The 21,636-nt window shown below is 71.8% G+C and carries 18 protein-coding genes; 11 read left to right on the top strand and 7 right to left on the bottom strand.

Annotation, left to right across the window (positions count from 1 at the left end):
- Positions 1 to 11 precede the first annotated feature (11 nt).
- The 3 genes from L3Q67_RS35980 to fahA are packed head-to-tail and all read left to right on the top strand — an operon-like array spanning position 12 to position 3,659.
- Positions 12 to 1,571, top strand: coding sequence for an FAD-dependent oxidoreductase (locus tag L3Q67_RS35980; RefSeq protein ID WP_499185875.1), 1,560 nt, complete (start codon positions 12 to 14; stop codon positions 1,569 to 1,571).
- Between the two features lie 49 nt (positions 1,572 to 1,620).
- On the top strand, positions 1,621 to 2,481 hold the full coding sequence (locus L3Q67_RS35975; RefSeq protein WP_499185874.1) for a hypothetical protein: 861 nt from the start codon (positions 1,621 to 1,623) through the stop codon (positions 2,479 to 2,481).
- Positions 2,478 to 3,659, top strand: coding sequence for a fumarylacetoacetase (gene fahA, locus L3Q67_RS35970; RefSeq protein ID WP_499185873.1), 1,182 nt, complete (start codon positions 2,478 to 2,480; stop codon positions 3,657 to 3,659). Before L3Q67_RS35975 ends, fahA begins: the two co-directional genes overlap by 4 nt.
- Positions 3,660 to 3,683: 24 nt before the next feature.
- Here the strand turns inward: fahA and L3Q67_RS35965 are convergent, their stop codons facing one another.
- Positions 3,684 to 4,361, bottom strand: a complete 678-nt coding sequence (locus L3Q67_RS35965; RefSeq protein ID WP_499185872.1) for a hypothetical protein — start codon at positions 4,359 to 4,361, stop codon at positions 3,684 to 3,686.
- Between the two features lie 6 nt (positions 4,362 to 4,367).
- Positions 4,368 to 4,985 (bottom strand): TetR/AcrR family transcriptional regulator, encoded by a 618-nt coding sequence (locus L3Q67_RS35960; RefSeq protein ID WP_499185871.1) that lies wholly within the window; start codon positions 4,983 to 4,985, stop codon positions 4,368 to 4,370.
- A 63-nt stretch (positions 4,986 to 5,048) separates the two neighbouring features.
- Between L3Q67_RS35960 and L3Q67_RS35955 the strand changes: the two genes are divergently transcribed.
- The 5 genes from L3Q67_RS35955 to L3Q67_RS35935 all read left to right on the top strand — a co-directional run bounded on the left by L3Q67_RS35955 (position 5,049) and on the right by L3Q67_RS35935 (position 13,401).
- Positions 5,049 to 7,946, top strand: a complete 2,898-nt coding sequence (locus L3Q67_RS35955; RefSeq protein WP_499185870.1) for a crotonase/enoyl-CoA hydratase family protein — start codon at positions 5,049 to 5,051, stop codon at positions 7,944 to 7,946.
- A gap of 32 nt (positions 7,947 to 7,978) precedes the next feature.
- Entirely contained in the window at positions 7,979 to 9,787 is a 1,809-nt protein-coding gene (locus L3Q67_RS35950) for an AMP-dependent synthetase/ligase (RefSeq protein WP_499185869.1), read from the top strand.
- Between the two features lie 147 nt (positions 9,788 to 9,934).
- Positions 9,935 to 11,530, top strand: coding sequence for an FAD-binding oxidoreductase (locus L3Q67_RS35945; protein ID WP_499185868.1), 1,596 nt, complete (start codon positions 9,935 to 9,937; stop codon positions 11,528 to 11,530).
- A 42-nt stretch (positions 11,531 to 11,572) separates the two neighbouring features.
- Positions 11,573 to 12,775 (top strand): sensor histidine kinase, encoded by a 1,203-nt coding sequence (locus L3Q67_RS35940; protein WP_499185867.1) that lies wholly within the window; start codon positions 11,573 to 11,575, stop codon positions 12,773 to 12,775.
- The gene (locus tag L3Q67_RS35935; RefSeq protein WP_499185866.1) at positions 12,772 to 13,401 is read left to right on the top strand and encodes a transcriptional regulator; all 630 of its coding nucleotides are present in this window, start codon (positions 12,772 to 12,774) and stop codon (positions 13,399 to 13,401) included. Before L3Q67_RS35940 ends, L3Q67_RS35935 begins: the two co-directional genes overlap by 4 nt.
- Positions 13,402 to 13,409: 8 nt before the next feature.
- On the opposite strand, the gene L3Q67_RS35930 is transcribed toward L3Q67_RS35935, so the two are convergent.
- Positions 13,410 to 14,054 (bottom strand): LysE family translocator, encoded by a 645-nt coding sequence (locus L3Q67_RS35930; RefSeq protein ID WP_499185865.1) that lies wholly within the window; start codon positions 14,052 to 14,054, stop codon positions 13,410 to 13,412.
- Between the two features lie 192 nt (positions 14,055 to 14,246).
- On the opposite strand from L3Q67_RS35930, the gene L3Q67_RS35925 reads away from it, so the two are divergent.
- Positions 14,247 to 16,070, top strand: coding sequence for a rhamnogalacturonan lyase (locus L3Q67_RS35925; protein ID WP_499185864.1), 1,824 nt, complete (start codon positions 14,247 to 14,249; stop codon positions 16,068 to 16,070).
- Between the two features lie 29 nt (positions 16,071 to 16,099).
- Positions 16,100 to 17,524 carry a glycoside hydrolase family 30 protein gene (locus L3Q67_RS35920; RefSeq protein ID WP_499185863.1) on the top strand — a complete coding sequence of 475 codons (1,425 nt, stop codon included), beginning with the start codon at positions 16,100 to 16,102 and terminating at the stop codon, positions 17,522 to 17,524.
- Positions 17,525 to 17,537: 13 nt separating this feature from the next.
- On the opposite strand, the gene L3Q67_RS35915 is transcribed toward L3Q67_RS35920, so the two are convergent.
- Positions 17,538 to 18,122 (bottom strand): DUF4232 domain-containing protein, encoded by a 585-nt coding sequence (locus L3Q67_RS35915; protein ID WP_499185862.1) that lies wholly within the window; start codon positions 18,120 to 18,122, stop codon positions 17,538 to 17,540.
- Positions 18,123 to 18,395: 273 nt separating this feature from the next.
- Here L3Q67_RS35915 and L3Q67_RS35910 point away from each other — a divergent pair, with 273 nt between their 5' ends.
- Entirely contained in the window at positions 18,396 to 18,641 is a 246-nt protein-coding gene (locus tag L3Q67_RS35910; protein WP_499185861.1) for an ATP synthase subunit c family protein, read from the top strand.
- 59 nt (positions 18,642 to 18,700) lie between these two features.
- Here the strand turns inward: L3Q67_RS35910 and L3Q67_RS35905 are convergent, their stop codons facing one another.
- The 3 genes from L3Q67_RS35905 to L3Q67_RS35895 are packed head-to-tail and all read right to left on the bottom strand — an operon-like array spanning position 18,701 to position 21,635.
- A complete protein-coding gene (locus L3Q67_RS35905; protein WP_499185860.1) occupies positions 18,701 to 19,639 on the bottom strand; it encodes a LysR substrate-binding domain-containing protein in 939 nt (312 codons plus the stop codon).
- Between the two features lie 14 nt (positions 19,640 to 19,653).
- Positions 19,654 to 20,463: an HpcH/HpaI aldolase/citrate lyase family protein gene (locus L3Q67_RS35900; RefSeq protein WP_499185859.1), complete on the bottom strand. Its 810-nt coding sequence runs from the start codon at positions 20,461 to 20,463 to the stop codon at positions 19,654 to 19,656.
- Entirely contained in the window at positions 20,460 to 21,635 is a 1,176-nt protein-coding gene (locus L3Q67_RS35895) for a CaiB/BaiF CoA transferase family protein (protein WP_499185858.1), read from the bottom strand. Before L3Q67_RS35895 ends, L3Q67_RS35900 begins: the two co-directional genes overlap by 4 nt.
- Between the last annotated feature and the right edge of the window lies 1 nt (position 21,636).

Raw genomic sequence — 21,636 nt, 5'->3', positions numbered from 1 at the left:
AGGGAAGCTTGATGCGCAACGAATCCTGGCCGCTCGAGCCGGTGCTCGTCGTGGGCGCGGGTCCGGTCGGCCAGACCACGGCCCTGCTGCTCGCGCGGTGGGGGGTGCCGTCGATCGTGCTCGACCGGCGCCCGGCGCGCGATCTGGCCGGGTCCAAGGCGATCTGCCAGCAGCGGGACGTGCTCGACGTCTGGGAGGCGGTCGGCGCGGGCCGCAAGATCGCCGCCGAAGGTGTCACCTGGACCACCGCCCGCACCTTCCACCGGGACGCCGAGCTGTTCAGCTACGAGTTCGCCGAGCCCGGCGAGCCGGTGTTCCCGCCGTTCGTGAACCTTTCGCAGACCCGCACCGAGGAAATTCTGGACGAGCGGATCGCCGCCGAACCACTGGTGGAGCTGCGCTGGGGCCACGAGGTCACCGATATCGACCAGGACGCGGCCGGCGTGACCGTGCACCTGGCCGACGGCCGGACGCTGCGCGGGTCCTACCTGGTCGTGTGCGCGGGGGCACGCAGTGACCAGCTGCGCCGCCTGCTCGGCGTGAATTTCGAGGGCGAGTCCTTCGACGACCGGTTCCTGATCTGCGACATCCGCGCCGAGCTGCCCGGCTGGGCCACGGAACGGCGGTTCTACTTCGACCCGGCGTGGAACCCCGGCCGCCAGGTGCTCATCCACCCGTGCCCGGGGTCGACCTTCCGGATCGACTGGCAGGTGGCGGCCGGTTACGAGCTGGAGGCCGAGGTCGAATCCGGCGCGCTGGACGCGCGGATCCGCCGGATCATCGGCGACCGCGACTACGAGATCGTCTGGAAATCGGTCTACCGCTTCCACTCACGGGTGGTGGACCGCATGCGCCGCGGCCGGGTGCTCATCGCCGGGGACGCGGCTCACCTGGTCTCGCCGTTCGGCGCGCGTGGCTTGAATTCCGGCGTCGGTGACGCGGAGAACGCGGCCTGGAAGCTCGCTTACGCCGGGCACGGCTGGGCCCCGGAGGACCTGCTCGAGACCTACCACGACGAGCGGCATGCCGCGGCACTAGAGAACCTCGCCGTGACCACCGCGACGATGGATTTCCTCGTGCCCTCGGACGAGACCCGGGCACGGCGGCGAACCGAGGTGCTCGAACGGGCGGCCACGGACCAGGACGCGCGGGCGAGCGTGGACTCCGGGCGGCTGGCCGAGCCGTTCTGGTACGTCGATTCCCCGTTGACCACACCGGATCCGCGGCGCCCGTTCGCCGGCCGCCCAGCGCGTGGCGAGGCGCCACCGGCCGGGCCGGGGGTGCTGCTGCCGGACGCGCCCGTCGTCCTGCCGGGCACCGGCCCGACGCGGATCCGGGCTCTCGCGCGGGACGGCTTCCTCCTGCTGGCCGGTGCCGGATTCGGCACCACGAAAGCCGTCCGCGTGCTGAAGCTGCCCGAAATCGATCCGGGAGGAGCGCTCACCACCGCGCTGGGGGCCCGGCCCGAGGAGGCCTGGCTTGTCCGCCCGGACGCCCACATCGCCGCTGTGCTCACCGATCCGGCCGGCCTTCCGGCGGCACTCGCGCGGGCACTCGGCTCGCTAGAGTGAAGCCCGTTTGCCGCCGCTACCGACTGACGAGGATGTCGAGGATGTCTCAGTGCTGATTCCCGCTGTCGTAAGCCACCTCTGCGACGACGCCGCCGTGTTCCCGCCCGGCCTGGCCCCGCTCCCGGACGCCGTCCGGGCCTACCGCGAACGGGCTGAGGCCTGGTACGTGGAGCTGGTCGGCCCGCTCGTGCTGTCGGCCGCGGAGCTGCCGAAGCTCGGCCCGCTCCTGCCGGACGACGGCTCGCGGCTGCCGTTGTCGGTGACGTTGCCGGAAGGCCCGGCCGGGTTGCCCGACGCACTGGCGACAGCGGCCCGGCTGCCGGTCGAGGTGCGTTCGGTGGAGGTCGCGGTGCCCGGCGAACTGTCCACGAGCGAGTTCCTGTCCCGGCTCGACGGTGTGCCCGAGCTCGATGTCTACGTGGAGGTCCCGCGGGACGACCGCCGTCCGGAGATCCTGGACGGGATCGCCGGACGGTACCGGGCCAAGTTCCGGACCGGCGGCGTGCGGGCGGAGATGTACCCGGGCGAAGCCGAGCTGGCCGCCGCGATCACCGCGGTGGTCAAGGCGGGCGTGCCGTTCAAGGCGACCGCCGGGCTGCACCACGCCGTGCGCAACACCGACCCGGAGACCGGGTTCGAGCAGCACGGTTTCCTCAACGTCCTGCTCGCCACGGACAGCGTGCTGGACGGTGGTTCCACCGAGGACGCCGCCGCGATCCTGGCCGGACGCGACGGCGCCAAGATCGCCGGTACGCTCGCGGCGCTCGGGCCGGAGCGGATCGCGGCGGCCCGCGCGGCCTTCACCTCGTTCGGCACCTGCAGCATCACCGACCCGCTCACCGAACTGGTGGAGCTGGGCCTTGTCACCGCGCCGCGACCCGGCGCCGGTACGAAAGGATCGACCGCATGACCGTCATCGAGCTCCCGGACGGCTCGCCGTTCGGCCACGACAACCTGCCGTACGGGGTGTTCTCGCGCCCCGGCGAAGCAGTGTCTTCGCGGCGGGCCGGCGTCCGCCTCGGCGACTCCGTCGTGGACCTGGCGATCCTGCTCGGCGATGACTTGTTCGCCGCTCCCACGCTCAACCCGTTCCTCGCCGAAGGCCGCGCCCGCTGGGACCAGGTGCGCGCCCGGCTCGGCGAACTGCTCACCGGTGACGTCCCCGATGAGGCGGTCCACCCGGTCGCCGAAGTGGAGCTGCACCTGCCGTTCGAGGTCGCGGACTACGTGGACTTCTACGCCTCCGAGCACCACGCCGCCAACCTCGGGCGGCTGTTCCGGCCGGATTCCGAGCCGCTGATGCCGAACTGGAAGCACCTGCCCGTGGGCTACCACGGCCGCGCCGGCACCGTGGTGGTCTCCGGCACCGAAATCGTGCGCCCGTGTGGTCAGCGCAAGGCACCGGACGAGACCGCGCCGACCTACGGGCCGAGCCGCCGCCTGGACATCGAGGCCGAACTCGGCTTCGTCGTCGGCTCCGGGTCGCCGCTGGGCGGGCGCATCGGCGTGGACGAGTTCGACGACCACGTCTTCGGTGCGGTGCTGGTCAACGACTGGTCCGCCCGCGACCTGCAGGCCTGGGAGTACGTGCCGCTCGGCCCGCACCTGGGCAAGAGCTTCGCCACCTCGATCTCGCCGTGGGTGGTGCCGCTGGCCGCGCTCGCCGCCGCTCGCGTCCCGCTGCCCGGCCAGGACCCCGAGCCGCTGCCGTACCTGCGTGGCGGGGACTGGGGTCTGGACATCGACCTGGCCGTGGCGTGGAACGGCGAAACGGTGGCGCGGCCGCCGTACCGGGAGATGTACTGGTCGCCCGCGCAGATGCTGGCCCACCTGACCGTCAACGGCGCGTCGGCCCGCACCGGGGACCTGTTCGCCTCCGGCACCATCTCCGGCCCGGAGAAGCACCAGCGCGGCGCGTTCATCGAACTCACCTGGGGCGGCCGCGAACCGATCACCGTCAAGGGCGAGGAACGCACCTTCCTCGCCGACGGCGACGAGGTCACCATCACCGCCACCGCACCCGGCGCCACCGGTGGCCGAATCGGCTTCGGCGAGGTCACCGGCAAGATCCGGCCCGCCGTGGAATGACGCCGGGCCGACCAGTTCAGGGGGCTAGGCGGTGAAGTGGTGGCAGAGGGCGAGCAGTAGCCCCAGGTTCACGATCTCGTGGGTCGGCACCGGAGGTAGAACCAGGCGGCGGTGGGTGCCGGAGAAGTTGAGGAGGCCGTTGCTCGGGTGGACGCCTTCGAGATCCGGCCAGGCGGCGGCCCGGTCCTTGACCGAGACGCCCTCGCGGGTCAGCTTGACCGTGCCGAAGCCGGCCGTTTCGCCGCGGGCGAGGGCCGCCAGCGTGCCGGGGGACTGCGCTTCGGTGATGCTCTGCTGGATGTGCGGGCCCCAGGTGCCTTCGTAGGTGAACGGGGCGCCGCGCACGAGGGTGGTGATGCCGAGCCGGTCGCGCTGGCGGGCGAGCAGGAGGTCGTTGCCGCGGCCGATGGAGACCGCGGCGCCGTCGGGGTCGATGAGGGTGTACCTGGCGTCGGCCGCGCCGCCGTTGACGGTGGTGATGCTCTGCAGCACGCGCGCCGATGCCCAGTCGTAGGCGGCTTCGAAGCCGTCGGGACCGGTGATCACCAGGCCCCGCGCGAAAAAGTGCAGGCGGGCGTCGGCCCATCGTTGGGAGAACAGTCTTTTCTTGGCCACATACGTCGCCTGCGCCCACTCGCCGAGGCCGTGTGCCGCGGCGAGGGCCGACGCTGATCCACCGGGCGCGAGGCCACTCTCCGTCATGGACGGTCAGGGTAGGGACGAGCGATGAATTCCCGATGAAACGGCGTCCCCGGAGCTGAGCACGGCGAGCGTGCGCTTCCACCGGTCGATCACCACCGACACGTCGGCACCGGGGTCGACCACGCGGCTCATCGCCGTGCCGGTCAGCAGGTCGACGGTGAACTGCGCCAGGGTCGGGACGCGGGGGTCGTCCTCGCCGACGAAGGCGGTGATGGCGCGGCGGATCGAGGTGAACACCCGCCGCTGTACCGGGGCGAGTGCGGCGCGCAGTTCGGCATCGGTCCGCGAGGCGACCCACAACTCCAGCGCCGCGGCGAAAGCCGGGCTCTGCAGATCGCGCCAGACCAGGTCGACCACACCGTCCCAACCGGACTCGGCCGGGGGATCGCCGTCGAGCACGGAGATCCGGCGGTCGGCCAGGTCGTCGACCACCGCGGCCATCAGCGTCGCGCGGGTGGGGAAGTGGTGCAGCAGCGTGCCGCGGGCGACCCCGGCCCGCCGTTGCACCGTGCCGACCGTGGTGGCCGCGTAACCGCCCTCCACCAGGCACGCGTAGGCCGCCTCGATCACCCGTGCGCGGGTCGCCGTGGCGCGGTCCTGCTGGGGCGGGCGGGGTGTGGACACCGCGCCACTCTAGTGGCACGATCGCGAAACAGTCTGGTCGGACTGCTTTGTGGAAGGTGATCGATGAGCAGGCGCCTCGGTGCGTTGCGCGCTGCCCGTTCCGTCGTGACCGCGCTCGTGCGCAACGCGATCGCGCGCCGGAGCCCGGCGGCGGGGCTGCCGGAGGTGCCCGCGCCGTCCGGAGTGGACGGCTACGCCCGGCACGTCACCGCGCTCGGGGCGATCGCCGCCGAGCCCGCCGTGGTCGTCGACCTCGCCCGCGACCTCGGCCGTGCCCACGAGTGGCTCACCCTGCACGCGGCCTGGCGCGGTGACCGTCCCGAACGGATCGAGCCGGGCGCGGAGTTCGTGCAGCAGATCCGGCTGATGGACATCCCCGCGCAGGCGAGGTGGGTGGTCGAGCGCGCGGACGACGAGGGGTTCGCGTTGCGCGGGACCGGTCCGATGGGCATCACCCTGGGGCTCTGGTGCACGGTGCGCCCGGCGCCGGGCGGCACGGTCATCCGCTTGGACGGCGCCCTGGACGGAGCGCCGGTGCGCGGGCCCGTCGGGTCGACGGCCGTGCGCAGCGTCGAACTGGCCCTCGCCGACTCCATTTCCGCGCTCGCGGCGCTCGCGCAGGGCGCTCCGGGCAGGCGGCTGTCGGTGCCGGACGAGCCGATCCGCCACGAGCGGACCGGCCGGCTCCTCGATCCGCACACGCCGGTGGTGGTCGGCGTCGGTCAGGTGGTCAACCGGCGGCCGGACCTGAACGCCCCCCGCGAGCCGGTCGACCTGGCCGCCGAGGCGCTGCGGGAGGCGGCCCGCGACTCGGGTGCCGCGATCGACCTGCTGGCCCAGGCCGACCTCGTCTACGCCGTGCCGAGTGCTTCGTGGAGTTACGCCGATCAAGCGGGCGCGGTCGCCGAACTCGTCGGTGCCTCGCGCGCGACGACCGTGCAGACCAGCGCCCAAGGCGGCGACGGCGGACAGCTCGCGGTCAACGACGCCGCCCAGGAGATCGTCGACGGCCGGGCCGAAATCGCGCTCATCTCGGGTGCGGAAGCAGGCGCCACCATGGCCGCGTTGCAGCGCGCGGGCACCGAACCCCGCTGGACCCGGCAATCCGGCGACGCCGCTCCCGACCGGAAGATCGGGCAGGACCGCCCCGCCAACAACGAAGCCGAGACGGCCGTAGGACTAGGTGCGCCGATCTTCGTCTATCCGCTGCTGGAGTCGGCTCTGCGTGGCCGCGAAGGCAGCGACCCCGACGAGCACCGCACCCGGATCGCCGGACTCTGGTCGCGGATGTCGGAAGTGGCCGCCTCGAACCCGTACGCGTGGGACCCGACCGCGCGCACACCGGAGGAGATCGCGACGCCGGGCGAGCGGAACCGCTGGGTCAGCGATCCGTATACCAAGCTGATGTGCGCCAACCTCCAGGTCGACCTGGCCGCCGCGCTGGTGGTCACCAGCGTCGCGGCGGCCCATGCGGCGGGCATCCCGCAGGACCGCTGGGTGTTCGTGCACGCCGGGGCGTCGGCCACCGAGCAGTGGTTCGTCTCGGAGCGCGCCGACCTCGCCGAATCGCCCGCCATCGCGGCGGCCGGTGCCGCGGCCCTCGGCCACGCGGGCGTCTCCGTGGACGACCTCGGCCCGGTGGACCTGTACTCGTGCTTCCCTTCGGCGGTCCAGCTGGCGGCGAACGCGCTCGGGCTGCCGTGGGACGACCCGTCACGCCCGCTGAGCGTGACCGGCGGCCTCACCTCGGCCGGTGGGCCCGGCAACAACTACGGCACCCACGCGGTGGCCACGATGGTCCCGCGACTCCGGGACGCCCCGGCCGAGATCGGGCTCACCACCTCGCTCGGGTGGTACGCGACCAAGCATTCCGTCGGCGTCTACTCCGCGACCCCGCCGGAGAAGGCGTTCGCCCACCTCCGCCCGGCCTTCGACCGCCCGGCCACGCGTCCCGCGTCGACCGAATTGGACGGCACCGGTGTTGTCGAGGCGACCACCCTCGTCCACCGCGGCGACGGGGAACCGGAAGCGTTGCTGCTGAGCGTGCTCGCCGAGGACGGCGCGCGCGTGCTGCTGCGCAATGAGGATCCGGACCTGCGTGAGACCGACCTGCTGCGACGGCGCATCCGCGTGACCGACGGCCGGATCGAGGTCGCCGACGCGGACCGCCAGGAGTTGCCACCGCCACCGGCCGCGCCCGTGCGCACGAGCCGCCACGGGGCGGACGGCGAGGTCGTGGTCATCACGCTGGACCGCCCCCGGGTCCGCAACGCGGTGGACCGGCGCCTGGCGCTCGCCCTGGAGCAGGCGGTCGACGACGCGGAAGCCGACCCGACCGTGCGCGTGCTCGTGCTGACCGGCGCCGGGGGCACGTTCTGCGCCGGGATGGACCTGGCCGAGGCGAACCGGGGCGCCGTACCGGTCACCGATCGCCGCGGTCCGCTGGGGCTGACCGCCGAGCCGCCGGTGAAGCCGACCATCGCCGCGGTCGAAGGCGCGGCGCTGGCCGGTGGCTTCGAACTGGCGCTCTGCGCGGACTTCATCGTGGCCGCCGACGACGCGGTCTTTGGGCTACCCGAGGCGAAACGAGGTCTCCTGGCCGCCGCGGGCGGGCTCTGGCGGACGGCCACCAGGCTGCCCCGGGGTGTCGCGCTCGAACTCGCGCTGGTCGCCGAACCGCTGCCCGCCACCCGGCTCGCCGGACTCGGCCTGGTCAACCAGGTCGTGCCCGCCGGTACCGCGCTCGACGCCGCGCTGCGCATGGCGGGCAAGATCGCCGCCAACGCGCCGCTGTCGGTTCGTGTCGGAAAGGAAATGATCGACGCCGCCGTCACCTGGGACGATGGCGAGGGGTTCGCCCGCCAGAGCGAGCTGGCCGGTCCGGTGCTGTTGTCCGAGGACGCGCGCGAAGGCGTGGCGGCCTTCGCCGAGCGCCGGTCGCCGGTCTGGACCGGCCGCTGACCCACCCGAATTCCCCCGAGACAAGGAGCCCCATGACCGCCGATTTCCTCGACCGGCTCGACCCCAACGTGGCCGTCCAGTTCCTCAACCGGGTCGCCGAGACCCCGGACCTCGAGGCCTTCCGCTACCCCCGGGGCGAGGGCTGGGAGTCGGTGACCTGGCGGCAGGCCAGCGACGAGGTCCGCAGGCTCGCCGCCGGGCTGCTCTCGCTCGGCCTGGAGCAGGAGCATCGCGTCGGCATCGCGTCGAACACCCGCTACGAGTGGATCCTCGCCGATCTGGCGGTGATGTGCGCCGGTGGTGCGACCACCACGGTCTACCCGACCACGAACGCCGGCGACACGGCCTACATCCTCGGCGACTCGGAGTGCCGCGTGCTCTTCGCCGAGGACGACGAGCAGCTCGCGAAGATCGCCGAGCACCGCGGGTCGCTGCCCGAGCTGGTGAAGGTGGTGACCTTCGACGGCACCGCCGACGGCGACTCCGTGATCACGCTCGACGCGCTGGGCGAGCTCGGTGACGCCTACCTCGCCGAGCACCCCGACGTCATCGAGACCACGGCCGCGGCGATCAAGCCCGACCAGCTGGCGACCCTGATCTACACCTCCGGCACCACCGGCAAGCCCAAGGGCGTCCGGCTGCGGCACCGGGGCTGGGTCTACGAGGGCGAGGCGATCAAGGTCCAGGGCATCCTCGGCGAGCAGGACCTGCAGCTGCTGTGGTTGCCGATGGCCCACGCGTTCGGCAAGGTGCTGCTCTCCTCGCAGCTCGCCTGCGGGTTCGCCACGGCGATCGACGGCCGGGTGGACAAGATCGTCGACAACTGCGCCGAGGTGAAGCCGACCTTCATGGGCGCGGCGCCACGCATCTTCGAGAAGGCGTACGGGCGCATCCAGACCATGCAGGCCGCCGAGGGCGGGGCGAAGGAGAAGATCTTCCACAAGGCCTTCGAAACGGGCCTGCGGGTGGCCGAACTCAAGCGCGAGGGCAAGGCGGTGCCGCTGCCGCTCAAGGTCAAGCACGCGTTGTTCGACAAGCTCGTCTTCAGCAAGGTGCGGGACCGCTTCGGCGGGCGGGTGCGGTTCTTCATCTCGGGCTCGGCGGCGCTCAACCGCGAGATCGCGCAGTGGTTCAACGCCGCGGGCATCCTCATCCTCGAGGGCTACGGCATGACCGAGAACACCGCGGGTGCCGCGGTGAACCACCCGGACACCAACAAGTTCGGCACGGTCGGGCGCGCGCTGCCCGGCGCCGAGGTCAAGATCGGCGAGAACGACGAGGTGCTGCTGCGCGGCCCGCACGTGATGGAGGGCTACCACAACCTCCCGGAGGAAACGGCCAGTGCGTTCACCGAGGACGGCTGGCTGCGCACCGGGGACAAGGGCAGCCTCGACGAGGACGGCTTCCTGACCATCACCGGCCGCCTCAAGGACCTGTTCAAGACCTCCGGCGGCAAGTACGTGGCGCCGACCTCGATCGAGTCCAAGTTCGCCGCGATCTGCCCGTACGCCAGCCAGTTCCTGGTCTTCGGCGCCGAGCGCAACTTCGTGGTCGCGCTGATCACCCTCGACCCCGACGCCATGGCGTCCTGGGCGGGGGAGAACGGCATGGCGGGCAAGAGCTACTCGGAGATCGTCCGCTCGGACGAGGCACGCGCGATGGTGGCGGGCTACGTCGACCAGCTCAACGAGGGCCTCAACCGCTGGGAGACGGTGAAGAAGTGGGAGATCCTCGGCCACGACCTCAGCATCGAATCCGGCGAGCTGACCCCGTCGATGAAGGTCAAGCGGAACGTGGTCGCCACCAACAACGCGGAGCTCATCGCGGCCTTCTACCAGTGAGCCCCGGCTCAGCCGATCGGTGGGTGCGGCTCAGCCGTCCGGTGGGGGCGGCGGTTCAGCCGCCCTCCCGGCAGCTCGGCTGATGCGCGCCCGGTCCCCGCGCTGCGACGGTGAGCACCTGAGCCGGAGCACGTGAAGGGGATCGGGATGAGTGGACGCAACCAGGTGAGCCGACGGGTGGTGCTCGCCGGAGCGGGCGCGGTGGCGGGTGGCGCGGTGATGACCGGTCACGCGGCCGCCTCGGCGCCCGCCCCGGCGGTGAAGATCCGGCCCGGGGATCCGCGGTACGAAAGCCTGTTGCGGGGCAACAACTTCCGCTTCGTGGGCCGGCCGGACGAAATTCGCGTGGCCGCGTCGACCGAGCAGGTGGTGGGCGCGGTGACCGAAGCCGCGCGAACCGGCCGCCGGGTCGCGGTGCGCAGCGGTGGCCACTGCTTCGAGGACTTCACCGCGAACCCCGGGGTGCGGGTGCTGCTGGACCTCTCCCCGATGGACGCGATCGGCTACGACCCGGCCATGCGGGCGTTCGAGGTGCGACCGGGTGCCACGCTCGGGCAGGTGTACCGGGCGTTGTTCCGGGGCTGGGGCGTGACCGTCCCGGGCGGCAGCTGCCCGGCGGTGGGCGCGGGCGGGCACTTCGCGGGCGGCGGGTACGGCGCGTTGTCCCGCCGGTACGGCTCGGTGGTCGACCACCTGTACGGCGTGGAGGTCGTGGTGGCCGACCGGGACGGCGGCGCCCGCGCGGTGGTCGCCACCCGCGAACCCGGCGACCCGAACCGCGGCCTGTGGTGGGCGCACACCGGCGGGGGCGGCGGCAACTTCGGCGTGGTCACCCGGTACTGGCTGCGCTCGCCCGGCGCCACCGGTGACCCGTCGCGACTGCTGCCCGCGTCGCCGCGGGAGATGCTCGAATGCGTGGTCGCCTGGGCGTGGGAGGGCATGACCGAGCAGGCGTTCACCACTTTGCTGCGCAACTTCGGCGCCTGGCACGAAAGCCACAGCGAGCCCGGCTCGCCGTCCGCCGGGCTGTACGCGATCTTCCTGCTGTCGCACCGGAATTCCGGGTACTTCTCACTCGCCGTGCAGATCGACGCGAGCCTGCCCGGCGCGGACGAGCTGGTGACCGAGTTCGTCGCCGCGGTGACCGCCGGGACCGGAGTCGAGCCGATCCACCACTCGCGGCAGACGCTGCCGTGGCTGCACAAGATGACCTGGCCGGGCACCGGTGAAGCGGGGGACGCGGGCACCCGCCGGTACAAGAACAAGGCCGCGTACCTGCGCCGGTCGCTGAGCGACGAGCAGCTCGCCACGGCACACCGGCACCTCACCAACGACACGGCGGCCGGGGAAGCCGGGATGCTGCTGATCGGCTATGGCGGTCAGGTGCGCGCGGTGGCGCCGGAGGCCACCGCGGTCGCCCAGCGCGACGTGGTGATGAAGGCGGTCTACTACACGACCTGGGCCGACGAGAGCGGTGACGCGGCCAACCTCGCCTGGGTCCGCCATTTCTACCGCGACGTCTACGCCGCCACCGGTGGCGTGCCGGTGCCGGACGAGGTCAACGACGGTTCCTACATCAACTACCCCGACACCGACCTGGTCGATCCGGTGTGGAACACCTCCGGCGTGCCGGGGCGCACGCTCTACTACAAGGACAACTATCCGCGCCTGCAGCGGATCAAGGCCCGCTGGGACCCGCGCGGGTTGTTCCGGCACGCCCTGGCCGTCGAACCGCCCGCCTGACCGGCCATTATGGGCGGGCGAGAGCCCGGGAGGAGCGCGGGGATGGACGGTGTGGTGCTGCGCGTCGTGCCCTTCGCCCTGCTGGCGGTCCTGGCCGTGGCCACCGTGCCCATCCGGTGGGCGGACGGCCGGTCCCCGGTCGCCGACCTCGTCCTGTGCGCGCTGGTGGCGGGGTGGCTGCACGTGGTCAACCGGCACCCCGCCTGGCGAGAGCGCCCGTCGGTGATGGCGGTCTTCTTCGCCGTGCTGGTCGTGCTGTTGGCGGTGCTGGTGATCCGGGCGCCGTGGTTCGGCTTCTTCACCCCGGCCGCGTACCTGTACGCGTTCCGGGTCCTGCCGTGGCCGTGGCAGCTGGCGGGGGTCGGCGCGGTGGCGGTGCTGGCCGGCACCGCGCAGGCCTACGCCGTGGACCGCAGCACGCACCTGGGGCTGCTCACCTACGTCGCGGTCGTGGCCGCGAACGTGATCCCCCTGTGCGCCTTCGCCTGGTACGCCCGGCGCGGCGACCTGCGGAACGAGGAACGCGTGCGGGCGCTGGACGAGGCGCGTGAGGCGAACCGCAGGCTGGAGGAGTCGCTGGTGGAGAACGCGGCGCTGCACGAGCAACTCGTGGTGCAGGCCAGGAACGCGGGCGTGCACGACGAACGGCAGCGGATGGCACGCGAAATCCACGACACACTGGCGCAGGGGCTCACCGGCATCATCAGCCAGCTCCGCGCGGCCGAGCACGCCGGTGACGACCCCGCGAGCCGGAACCGGCATCTCGCCGCCGCGACCGGGCTGGCACGGGAAAGTCTCACCGAGGCGCGGCGATCGGTGGACGCGCTGCGCCCGGAACCGCTGCGGACGGCACGACTGGAGGAAGCGCTGGCGAGCGTGGCCGATCGCTGGTCGGCGCTGCACGACGTCCCGGTCCAGGTCACGACGACGGGGACCGCGCGTCCGTTGCGGCCGGAAGCCGAGGTCGCCCTGCTCCGGGCAGCCCAGGAAGCACTGTCCAATGTGGCCAAGCACGCGCTGGCGAGCCGGGTGGGGGTGACCTTGTCCTATTTGGACCACGAAGTGGCGCTGGACGTGCGCGACGACGGCCGCGGGTTCGATCCGGACGTCACTGGCTCCGGGTTCGGGCTCGTCGCGATGCGGCAGCGGATCGAGGGGCTGTCCGGCACGCTGCAGATCGAGTCGGAACTGGGAGCCGGGACCGGCATTTCGGCTCGCGTTCCCGTCGTGGGGTGTACGTCGTGATCCGGCTGCTGATCGTCGACGATCACCCCGTGGTCCGCGATGGGTTGAGCAGTATGTTCTCGCGCGATCCGGACTGCGAGGTGGTCGGTGAGGCGGCCGACGGCGCCGAGGCGGTCCGGCTCGCCGGCGAACTGCGGCCCGATGTGGTCCTGATGGATCTGCGCATGCCCGGCATGGACGGCGTGCGCGCGACGAGGGAACTGGCAGGTCTCGGCACACGCGTGCTGGTGCTCACCACATACGACACCGACAGCCATGTGCTTCCCGCGATCGAAGCGGGCGCCACCGGCTACCTGCTCAAGGACGCCCCCGGTGACGAACTCCTGCGAGCGGTCCGCGCCACGGCACGCGGTGAAGCCGTGCTCGCGCCCTCGGCGGCGGCCCTGTTGATGAACCGCGTGCGCTCGTCCGCCGCGGGCCCGCTCAGCCCGCGCGAACTCGAAGTGCTCCAGCTGGTGGCGGCCGGTGCCACGAACCGCGAGGCGGCCGCGAAGCTGTTCATCACCGAAGCCACCGTGAAGTCCCACCTGCTGAACATCTACGGCAAGCTGGACGTCGGCGACCGCGCGGCCGCGGTCAGCGAGGCGTTCAACCGCGGCCTGCTCGTTCCCCGCTCAGAGGCGTGACGCTGGCCTTACTTGCTGTCGACGGCCATCCGGACGCCGAGCGCGACGAGCACGGTGCCGCTGACCGCGTCCAGCCTGCGGCGGATCTCCGAGCGGCGGAACCAGCGGCCCGCCCGGCCGACGGCGGCGGCCAGCGCCAGGTACAGCCCGATCTCGATGGCCACCTGGATCAGGGCGAGCACGGCGGTGGTGGCGAACAGCGGCCGCCCGGCCGGGACGAACTGCGGGTAGAAGGCGATCATGAACGCCGCGGCCTTGGGGTTGGCCAGCATGACCACCGCTCCTTCGCCGAACGCCTTCGCCCAGCCCTTCGCCGGGGCGGCGGGCAGTTCCTGGACGGGCGCGTCCCCGTGCTCCCGGCTGCGCCAGGCCGCACGCCAGGCCTTGAAACCGAGGTACACCAGGAAAACCGCGCCGAGGACACGCAGCACGAGGTAGGCGATCTCGGAGGCGGCGACCAGTGCGGCCAGCCCGGTCGCGGCGAACAACGCCCACAGGTACAGCCCGGCCTCGAGGCCGAGCACCGTCGGCACGGCACCGCGGAACCCGTGCACCGCGGCCCGTCGCAGGATCAGCGCCATCGCCGGCCCCGGTGAGGCCGAGATCAGCACGACGGCCAGTGCGAAGGCGGGCAGCAGGGCGACCAGATCCATCACGGCATCATGCCCGGGGACACCGATCGGCTCAACGCGTTTGCCGCCTGTGACGGTGAGTGATCAACCGTTGACACCCGAGCGGGCGCGGTAATACTGTGAGCGCTCCCAACAGCCCGCCGGCTCCGTCTCCGGCAGCGGGGCCGAACCCGATCTCACGTACCCACGCGATTCGGAGTTCAGCCAATGCCCATGCCCAGAACCGCGCGCCCCGCGACCTTCGGCGCGGTGCTCGTCCTCTTCGGCGCGTTGCTCAGCGCGCCGGTGCAGGCGACCCCCGCCACCCCGTCCACCGTCCCGTCCACGACGGAGAAGCTCGACCGCGGCCTGATCAGCGTCCGCTCGGAGAAGGGGAACTTCGTCAGCTGGCGGCTGCTCGCCGGTGACCCCTCCGAAACCGCCTTCAACGTCTATCGCGACGGCACGCACCTCACCCAGGTCACCGGCGTGACCAGCTGGCTCGACGAAGGAGCGCCGGGGGAGTCGCGGTACACCGTGCACCCGGTGGTGAACGGCGCCGAACAGCGGTCCGCCGCGGCCGAGGAGTCGCTGGCCTTCCCGATGGCGTCGTCGATGGACGTGCCGCTGCAGATCCCGCCCGGCGGCACCACGCCCTCCGGTGAGAGCTACACCTACAACGCCAACGACGCCGGCGTCGGCGACCTCGACGGCGACGGCCAGTACGAGCTCGTGCTGAAGTGGGAACCCAGCAACGCCAAGGACAACTCGCAGTCCGGCTACACCGGGAACACCTACCTGGACGCCTACGAGCTGAACGGCACCCGGCTGTGGCGCGTCGACCTCGGCCGCAATATCCGGTCCGGCGCGCACTACACGCAGTTCCAGGTGTTCGACTACGACGGTGACGGCCGCGCGGAGGTCGCGGTGAAGACCGCCGACGGCACCCGGTCCGGCACCGGTCAGGTGATCGGCAGCTCGAGTGCCGACCACCGCAACTCCAGCGGCTACATCCTCGCCGGACCCGAGTTCCTGTCGGTCTTCCGCGGTACGGACGGAGCCGTGCTGGCCACCGCCGACTACGCGCCGCCGCGCGGGAACGTGGCCTCCTGGGGCGACAACTACGGCAACCGCGTCGACCGGTTCCTGGCGGGCACCGCCTATGTGGACGGTTCGAGGCCCAGCATCATCATGGCCCGCGGGTACTACACCCGGTCCGTGGTCGCCGCGTGGGACTTCCGCGGCGGCCAGCTCACCCGGCGGTGGACCTTCGACTCCAACTCGTCCACCAACGGCGAAGCCTGGACCGGCAAGGGCAACCACCAGCTCTCGATCGCCGATGTGGACGCCGACGGCCGCGACGAGATCATGTACGGCTCGATGGCGATCGACGACAACGGCGGGGGCCTGTGGCAGAACAACACCCACCACGGCGACGCTTACCACGTCGGCGACTTCATCCCGTCCCGCGCGGGCCTGGAGGTGTTCAAGCCTTCGGAGTGGACCAGCGAGCCCACGCACTGGATGGGTGACGCCCGCACCGGGCAGCTCATCTGGAGCGCGCCCTCCTGTGGCTGCGACAACGGGCGCGCGGTGGCCGCGGACATCTGGTCCGGCAACGCCGGTGCCGAGGCGTGGTCCGCCTCCGTCGGCGGACTTCGCAGTGGTACCAACGGGAACCAGGTCGCCTCCCGCAAACCCGGCTCGATCAACTTCGTGCTCTGGTGGGACGGCGACGCGCAACGCGAACTGCTCGACGGCACGCACATCGACAAGTACGGCACCGGCGGCGACACCCGTCTGCTCACCGGTTCCGGCGTCGCGTCGAACAACGGCACGAAGGCCAACCCCGCGCTTTCGGCCGACATCCTCGGCGACTGGCGCGAAGAGGTCATCTGGCGCACCACCGACAACCGGGCGCTGCGGATCTATTCGACCACCGACAGCACGAGCATCAGCCGTCCGTCGCTGATGCAGGACCGCCAGTACCGCCTGGCGATCGCGTGGCAGAACTCGGGCTACAACCAGCCGCCGCACCCCAGCTTCGCCATCAGCTGATCCTCGGCACTCCCAGGAAAGGACGTATCATGGCCGGCTCCCTTCGGCGACTGCTCCACGGATCCACGGCCGTTGCGGTGCTGGCCGCCCTCTGCGCGGGCGTCGCCCCGGCCGGAGCGCAGGGCGCGTCGTCGGCGATCATCGACGGCGCGCGCCTGCACCAGCCGATCGACGGCTTCGGGTTCTCCGAGGCGTTCGCCCGCGCGGACATCATGCGTGGCTCGGAAGGACTTTCCGAGCCGAAGCAACGCGAGATCCTCGACCTGCTGCTCTCCCGGACCGGGGGAGCGGGCCTGTCCATCCTGCGGCTGCACATCGTTTCCACGCCCGCCGCCTCGATCCAGCCCGTGGATCCGGGTGGACCGGACGCGGAACCCCAGTACGTCTGGGACGGTGACGACGAAAGCCAGGTGTGGCTGGCCAAGGAAGCCAAGGCGTACGGCGTGGACCGCTTCTACGCCAACGCCTGGAGCGCGCCCGGCTACATGAAGACCAACGGCGACGAGGCGAACGGCGGCACGCTCTGCGGACTCTCCGGCACGTCCTGCGCGAGTGGTGACTGGCGCACCGCCTACGCCAACTATCTGGTCAAGTACGCGGAATTCTACGCGGGCGAAGGCATCCGGGTCACCGATCTCGGCTTCACCAACGAACCGGACTACACCGCCACCTACTCCTCGATGCGGTTCACCCCGGCTCAGGCGGTCGAATTCACCAAGGTGCTCGGGCCGATCGCGGCGAAGGCCGGGCTGGCGGTGGCCTGCTGCGATTCCTACGGCTGGACGCACCAGCGCGACTACACCACCGCGATCGAGGCCGACCCGGTGGCGCGCGACCTGGTCGCCACGCACACCGGGCACACCTACGCCAGCCCGGTCACCGGCCCGCTGCCGACCACCCGCCCGACGTGGATGTCGGAGTGGTCGCCCAACGGCACCACCTGGAACGAGAACTGGGACGACGGCAGCGGCTACGACGGCATCACCATCGCCCAGGCCGTGCACACCGCGCTCACCACCGGGAACGCCTCCGGTTACGTCTACTGGTACGGCGCCTCCGTGGGTACCACCCGGGGCCTGATCCAGATGAACGGCGACGGCTACCGCGTGTCCAAACGACTGTGGGCGCTGGCGAACTACAGCCGGTTCATCCGGCCGGAAGCCACCCGCATCGGGGCCACCACCGGCGACGCGAACCTGTCCCTGTCCGCCTTCCGGAATCCCGACGGCTCGCTCGCCGTGGTGGCGCTGAACACCGGCAGCAGTGCCGCACCGGTTTCGTACAGCCTGCCGAACACCGGGGTCACCAAGGGAGCCGCCATCCCGTACCTGACCGACGACACCCACGACACCGCGGCGCAGGCGCCGGTTCGCATCAGCGACGGTGGTTTCACCGCCACCGTGCCCGCGCGGTCGCTGGTCACCTACCGGATCAACACCGGCTCGCGCCCCTGAGCCGTGTCGGCGTTCAGAGCGGGTCGGCGAGGATGCCGTGGACGTAGGTGCCCGGGTGCGTGGCCGCGTCCTGGCGCAGCACCGGCAGGTCCGACGGCCAGTCGACGCTCAGCGGCTCGGTCTGGCCCGGCGGGATGGTGACGAGGTGCGTCGGCGTCCAGCCGGGGCCCGCTTCGGGCGCCGGGGTCAGCACGGTGATGGTCGCGGTCGCCGTCTTCCCGGCGGGGACGTCGTTGGCGGGCACGCTGTTGTCCACCCGCGGCAGGTGGTAGACGGTGCCCATCGGGTCGTCCGGCCCGACCAGGTCGACGCCGGGGACGCCGTGGAGGCCGCAGGTCTGCCCGGAGGTGTTGGTGTAGGTCAGCGGCACTTCGTACTGGCCGGAGCCCTCGTCGCGCTGCTCGGGCACGCCGAGCGCGACGGACAGATCAGCGGTGCCGCACCTCGGCGTGCTCCCGTCGCTGACCAGCTTCGGCGCGGCCCCGCCACCCCCGGCCTGCGGCTGCCGCTGCGGGGCCGCGGTGCCCGGACCACAGGCCGCCAGCGCGAAAACCCCCGCCACCGCCGTCGTCCCGAGCGCCACTCGCCTGTTCCGCATGGTTCTCCTCCCGCCTGGTGAATCCCTGACACGAAGAAGATGTTCCAGTGGGTGCCCGCGATGCGTGGTTGTGGGATTGGCCCCCCGAAAGCAACCTCCGCCCATGCCGGACGTCGTGCGTGCTGGGTCCGATTAGGACGGTCCCGTTCCCGGCACTGCTTTTCCGAGGTCGGGAAGTGGCTCGAGCCACCTGACAAGCAGGTGGCGGTGGCCGGGGAAGATCCGCCATTCTGGAGGAGCCAGGAGTACGCGGATCCACGAAAGGGAATTCCGATGAACAATCTGGTTCTCGCCCAAGCCGCCGTCGACCTCAACCCCGGCCTCGCGGCCATCGGATATGGCCTGGGGGCCATCGGGCCCGGTATCGGTGTGGGCCTCATCTTCGCCGCGGTCATCAACGGCACCGCCCGTCAGCCGGAAGCGCAGGGCAAACTGCTCAGCCTGGCGTGGACCACCTTCGCCATCGTCGAAGTGCTCGCGCTGATCGGCATCGTCATGTTCTTCCTGGCTTCGGCCTGACGCCAGGTCCCCGGGTGCCGCACCCCGTCACCCGGGGACCGAGCGCGCCGACGACGGTTTCAGTCCACTGAGGACAGACGGATGCCCGGCCAGCGGCCCTCGGCGGCGAGTTCCCTGGTGACTTCGACGATGCCTTCACGGACCGCGGCCACCGGGTCCCGGGGTTCGTAGAGTTCGGTGGAAGCCCGGACGGCCACGTGCCGTCGCAGGCCGGGGTCGGTGATCCGCCGGACACCCAGGTCGCGCGAGTCGCCGTGCCCGGCGACGACGGACAGCGGCAGGATCGTGCACGCCTGTCCGCTCTCCGCGATGCGCACCATGGTCCCGAGCGACTCCACATCGGCGACCACGGTCGGTGCCAGGCCGTGTGCGGCGAACGCGCGGTCGATCAGCGTCCGCAGGTTGCTGCGGCCGCCGGGGGTCACCAGCGGCACCGACCGCAGCTCCACCAGCGAAACCTCGTCCTCGGACCGTGGCCTCGGCGACGGCTGGCCGATCAGGTACAGCTCTTCGGAGTACAGCGGCGTCTCACCCGGCCGTGGCGCGTCGGTCTCGGGATAGACCGCGGCCAGGTCGAGCCTGCCGACCAGCAGCAACTCGTGGATGTACCCGCTCATCGACTCGAACAACTGCAGGTGGATCCCCGGGTGCCGCGCCTTGGTCCACGAGAACAGGGCAGCGGCCAGCGGGGTGGCCACCGTCGTCGGCAGGCCGACGGCGACCGGGCCGTGGATGTGGTGCCGCCCGTCGGCGGCGGTCTCGGACAGCCGGTCGAACTGCCGTACCAGCTGCTGGGCGTCGCGGTAGAGCGCCCGGCCCGCCGAAGTGGGCACCACGCCCCGCGGGCCCCGGTCCAGCAGGCGCACGCCCAGGTGCGCTTCCAGCTGCGCCATCCGCTGGCTGATCGCGGGCTGCGAGACGTGCAGCCGCGTGGCCGCGCGGGACAGGCTGCCCGATTCGACGACGGCGATGAGGTCGCGCAGATGGGCGATGTCCACGCTCCCACCTTCCCTCACCGGCCCCGCTCCGCCTCCCGCAGGATCCGCCTGGCCCGTTCGACGACCGGACGATCGATCATCTCACCGTCCACCGCCGCCGCCCCTCCGTGGTCGGCGGCCAGCACCCGGCGCGCCCAGCCCACCTCGGCTTCCGGCGGCGCGAAAGCCGCGTGGACCAGGGGCACCTGCACCGGGTGGATGCACAGCTTGCCGCCGAACCCCCAGGCCTTCGCCCGCGCCGCCTCCCGGCTGACGGCCTCGGTGTCCCGGATGGCCGTGCTCACCCCGTCGACCGGGGCGGGCAGCGAACCCACCACCGACCAGCGGACGAGATCGCCGCGCGACGGGTCGAGCGCCGCGTCCGCGGTCACGCCGAGGTCGAGCCCGAGGTCGATGCTGCCGAAGAGCAGGCGGACCACCGGCCCGGCCGCGACGATCCCGGCCAGGTTCACCAGCCCCCGTGCCGACTCGATCAGCGGCAGCACGGCGACCCCGGCCGCCTCGGCGGCGGCCCGCACGTCTTCGGCGCTCTCCGCCTTGGGCACCACGACAGCGGCCGGAGACAACGCACGGCAGGCGGCCAGGTCCTCCGCGGCTTCCGGCGTGCCGATGGCGTTGACCCGCACGACCACCGGCACCGGCGACTCCACCGGCCAGTGCTCCCGGAGGGCGACGCGGGCGGTGGCTTTGTCCGCCGAGGCCACGGCGTCTTCGAGGTCGATGATCACCACGTCGGCGCCGCCGGCCGCGGCCTTGGCGAACCGCTCCGGCCGGGACGCGGGCACGAACAGCCAGCTGACCGCGGTGGCGAGCGGGCCGGTCACGCCGCGCCCTCCGCGATCAGCGCGTCGATGTCCGCCTCGGCCAGACCCAGTTCGGCGAGGATCGAGCGGGTGTGCTCGCCGAGTTCCGGCACGGGGTCCATGCGCGGCTCGCCGGTGACCAGGCCCGGCAGCGAGAGCGACGGGACCGGGCCCGCCGGCGTGCCGACCTCGTGCCAGCGCCCGCGTGCGGCGAGTTGCGGGTGCGCCCAGACCTCGGCCATCGAGTTCACCCTGGCGTGCGCGACCGGGATCGCGGCGAGCAGGTCCATCGCCTCGGCGCCGGTCAGCGCGGCGAACCGGGCGGAGATGAGCGAACCCAGCGCCTCGCGATGGGTGTTGCGGTCGGCGTTGGTGGCGTAGTCGGGATCGGTGGCGAGTTCCGGGCGGCCCAGGAATCGCTCGCAGAAGGCCCGCCACTCGCGGTCGTTCTGGATGCTCATCATCACCACGCCGCCGTCCCCGGCTTCGAAGGGGCCGTAGGGGTAGATGGTCGCGTGCGCGGCCCCGGCCCGCACCGGCGGCGGGGCGCCGTCGTAGGCGTAGTAGAGCGGGAAACCCATCCATTCCACAGTGGCCTCGAGCATGGACACGTCGACGTGCGCGCCCTTCCCGGTCCGGCCGCGTTCGAGCAGGGCGGCGAGGATGGAACTGTAGGCATACATGCCCGCGGCGATGTCAGAGACCGAGATGCCCGCCTTGGCCAGGTCGTCGCCGTTGCCGGTGACCGACACCAGCCCGGCTTCGCTCTGCACCATCAGGTCGTAGGCCTTCATCGTCTCGTACGGGCCCGGCGTGCCGTAGCCGGAGATGTCGCAGACGATCAGCCGCGGGTGTTCGGCCCGCAGTTCTTCGGCGCCGAGCCCGGCGCGGGCGGCCGCGCCGGGTGCGAGGTTCTGGATGAACACGTCGGCGTCGGCCAGCAAGCGGCGCAGGATCTCCTTCCCGCGTGGTTTCTTGATGTCCAGGGTGAGTGATTCCTTGTTCCGGTTCACCCAGACGAAATGGGAGCTCAGGCCGTTGACGCGGGTGTCGTAGGCGCGGGCGAAATCGCCGGCCCCCGGCCGTTCCACCTTGATCACCCGGGCACCGAGATCGGCGAGGTGGCGGCTGGCATAGGGAGCGGCGATCGCCTGTTCCAGCGACACGACGGTCACACCACGGAGGGGCTGCATA

The sequence above is a fragment of the Saccharothrix sp. AJ9571 genome (assembly GCF_021725495.1).
Lineage (GTDB): Bacteria > Actinomycetota > Actinomycetes > Mycobacteriales > Pseudonocardiaceae > Amycolatopsis > Amycolatopsis magusensis.
The sequence above is the reverse complement of the archived record's forward strand: the minus strand, read 5'-3'. Positions and strand labels throughout refer to the sequence as shown.

Coding starts and splice junctions, on each gene's coding strand:
- L3Q67_RS35915 (WP_499185862.1), bottom strand. CDS start 18,122: ATGCGGAACAGGCGAGTGGCGCTCGGGACGACGGCGGTGGCGGGGGTT.
- L3Q67_RS35940 (WP_499185867.1), top strand. CDS start 11,573: ATGGACGGTGTGGTGCTGCGCGTCGTGCCCTTCGCCCTGCTGGCGGTC.
- L3Q67_RS35895 (WP_499185858.1), bottom strand. CDS start 21,635: ATGCAGCCCCTCCGTGGTGTGACCGTCGTGTCGCTGGAACAGGCGATC.
- L3Q67_RS35950 (WP_499185869.1), top strand. CDS start 7,979: ATGACCGCCGATTTCCTCGACCGGCTCGACCCCAACGTGGCCGTCCAG.
- L3Q67_RS35980 (WP_499185875.1), top strand. CDS start 12: ATGCGCAACGAATCCTGGCCGCTCGAGCCGGTGCTCGTCGTGGGCGCG.
- fahA (WP_499185873.1), top strand. CDS start 2,478: ATGACCGTCATCGAGCTCCCGGACGGCTCGCCGTTCGGCCACGACAAC.
- L3Q67_RS35910 (WP_499185861.1), top strand. CDS start 18,396: ATGAACAATCTGGTTCTCGCCCAAGCCGCCGTCGACCTCAACCCCGGC.
- L3Q67_RS35955 (WP_499185870.1), top strand. CDS start 5,049: ATGAGCAGGCGCCTCGGTGCGTTGCGCGCTGCCCGTTCCGTCGTGACC.
- L3Q67_RS35965 (WP_499185872.1), bottom strand. CDS start 4,361: ATGACGGAGAGTGGCCTCGCGCCCGGTGGATCAGCGTCGGCCCTCGCC.
- L3Q67_RS35930 (WP_499185865.1), bottom strand. CDS start 14,054: ATGGATCTGGTCGCCCTGCTGCCCGCCTTCGCACTGGCCGTCGTGCTG.
- L3Q67_RS35925 (WP_499185864.1), top strand. CDS start 14,247: ATGCCCAGAACCGCGCGCCCCGCGACCTTCGGCGCGGTGCTCGTCCTC.
- L3Q67_RS35945 (WP_499185868.1), top strand. CDS start 9,935: ATGAGTGGACGCAACCAGGTGAGCCGACGGGTGGTGCTCGCCGGAGCG.
- L3Q67_RS35920 (WP_499185863.1), top strand. CDS start 16,100: ATGGCCGGCTCCCTTCGGCGACTGCTCCACGGATCCACGGCCGTTGCG.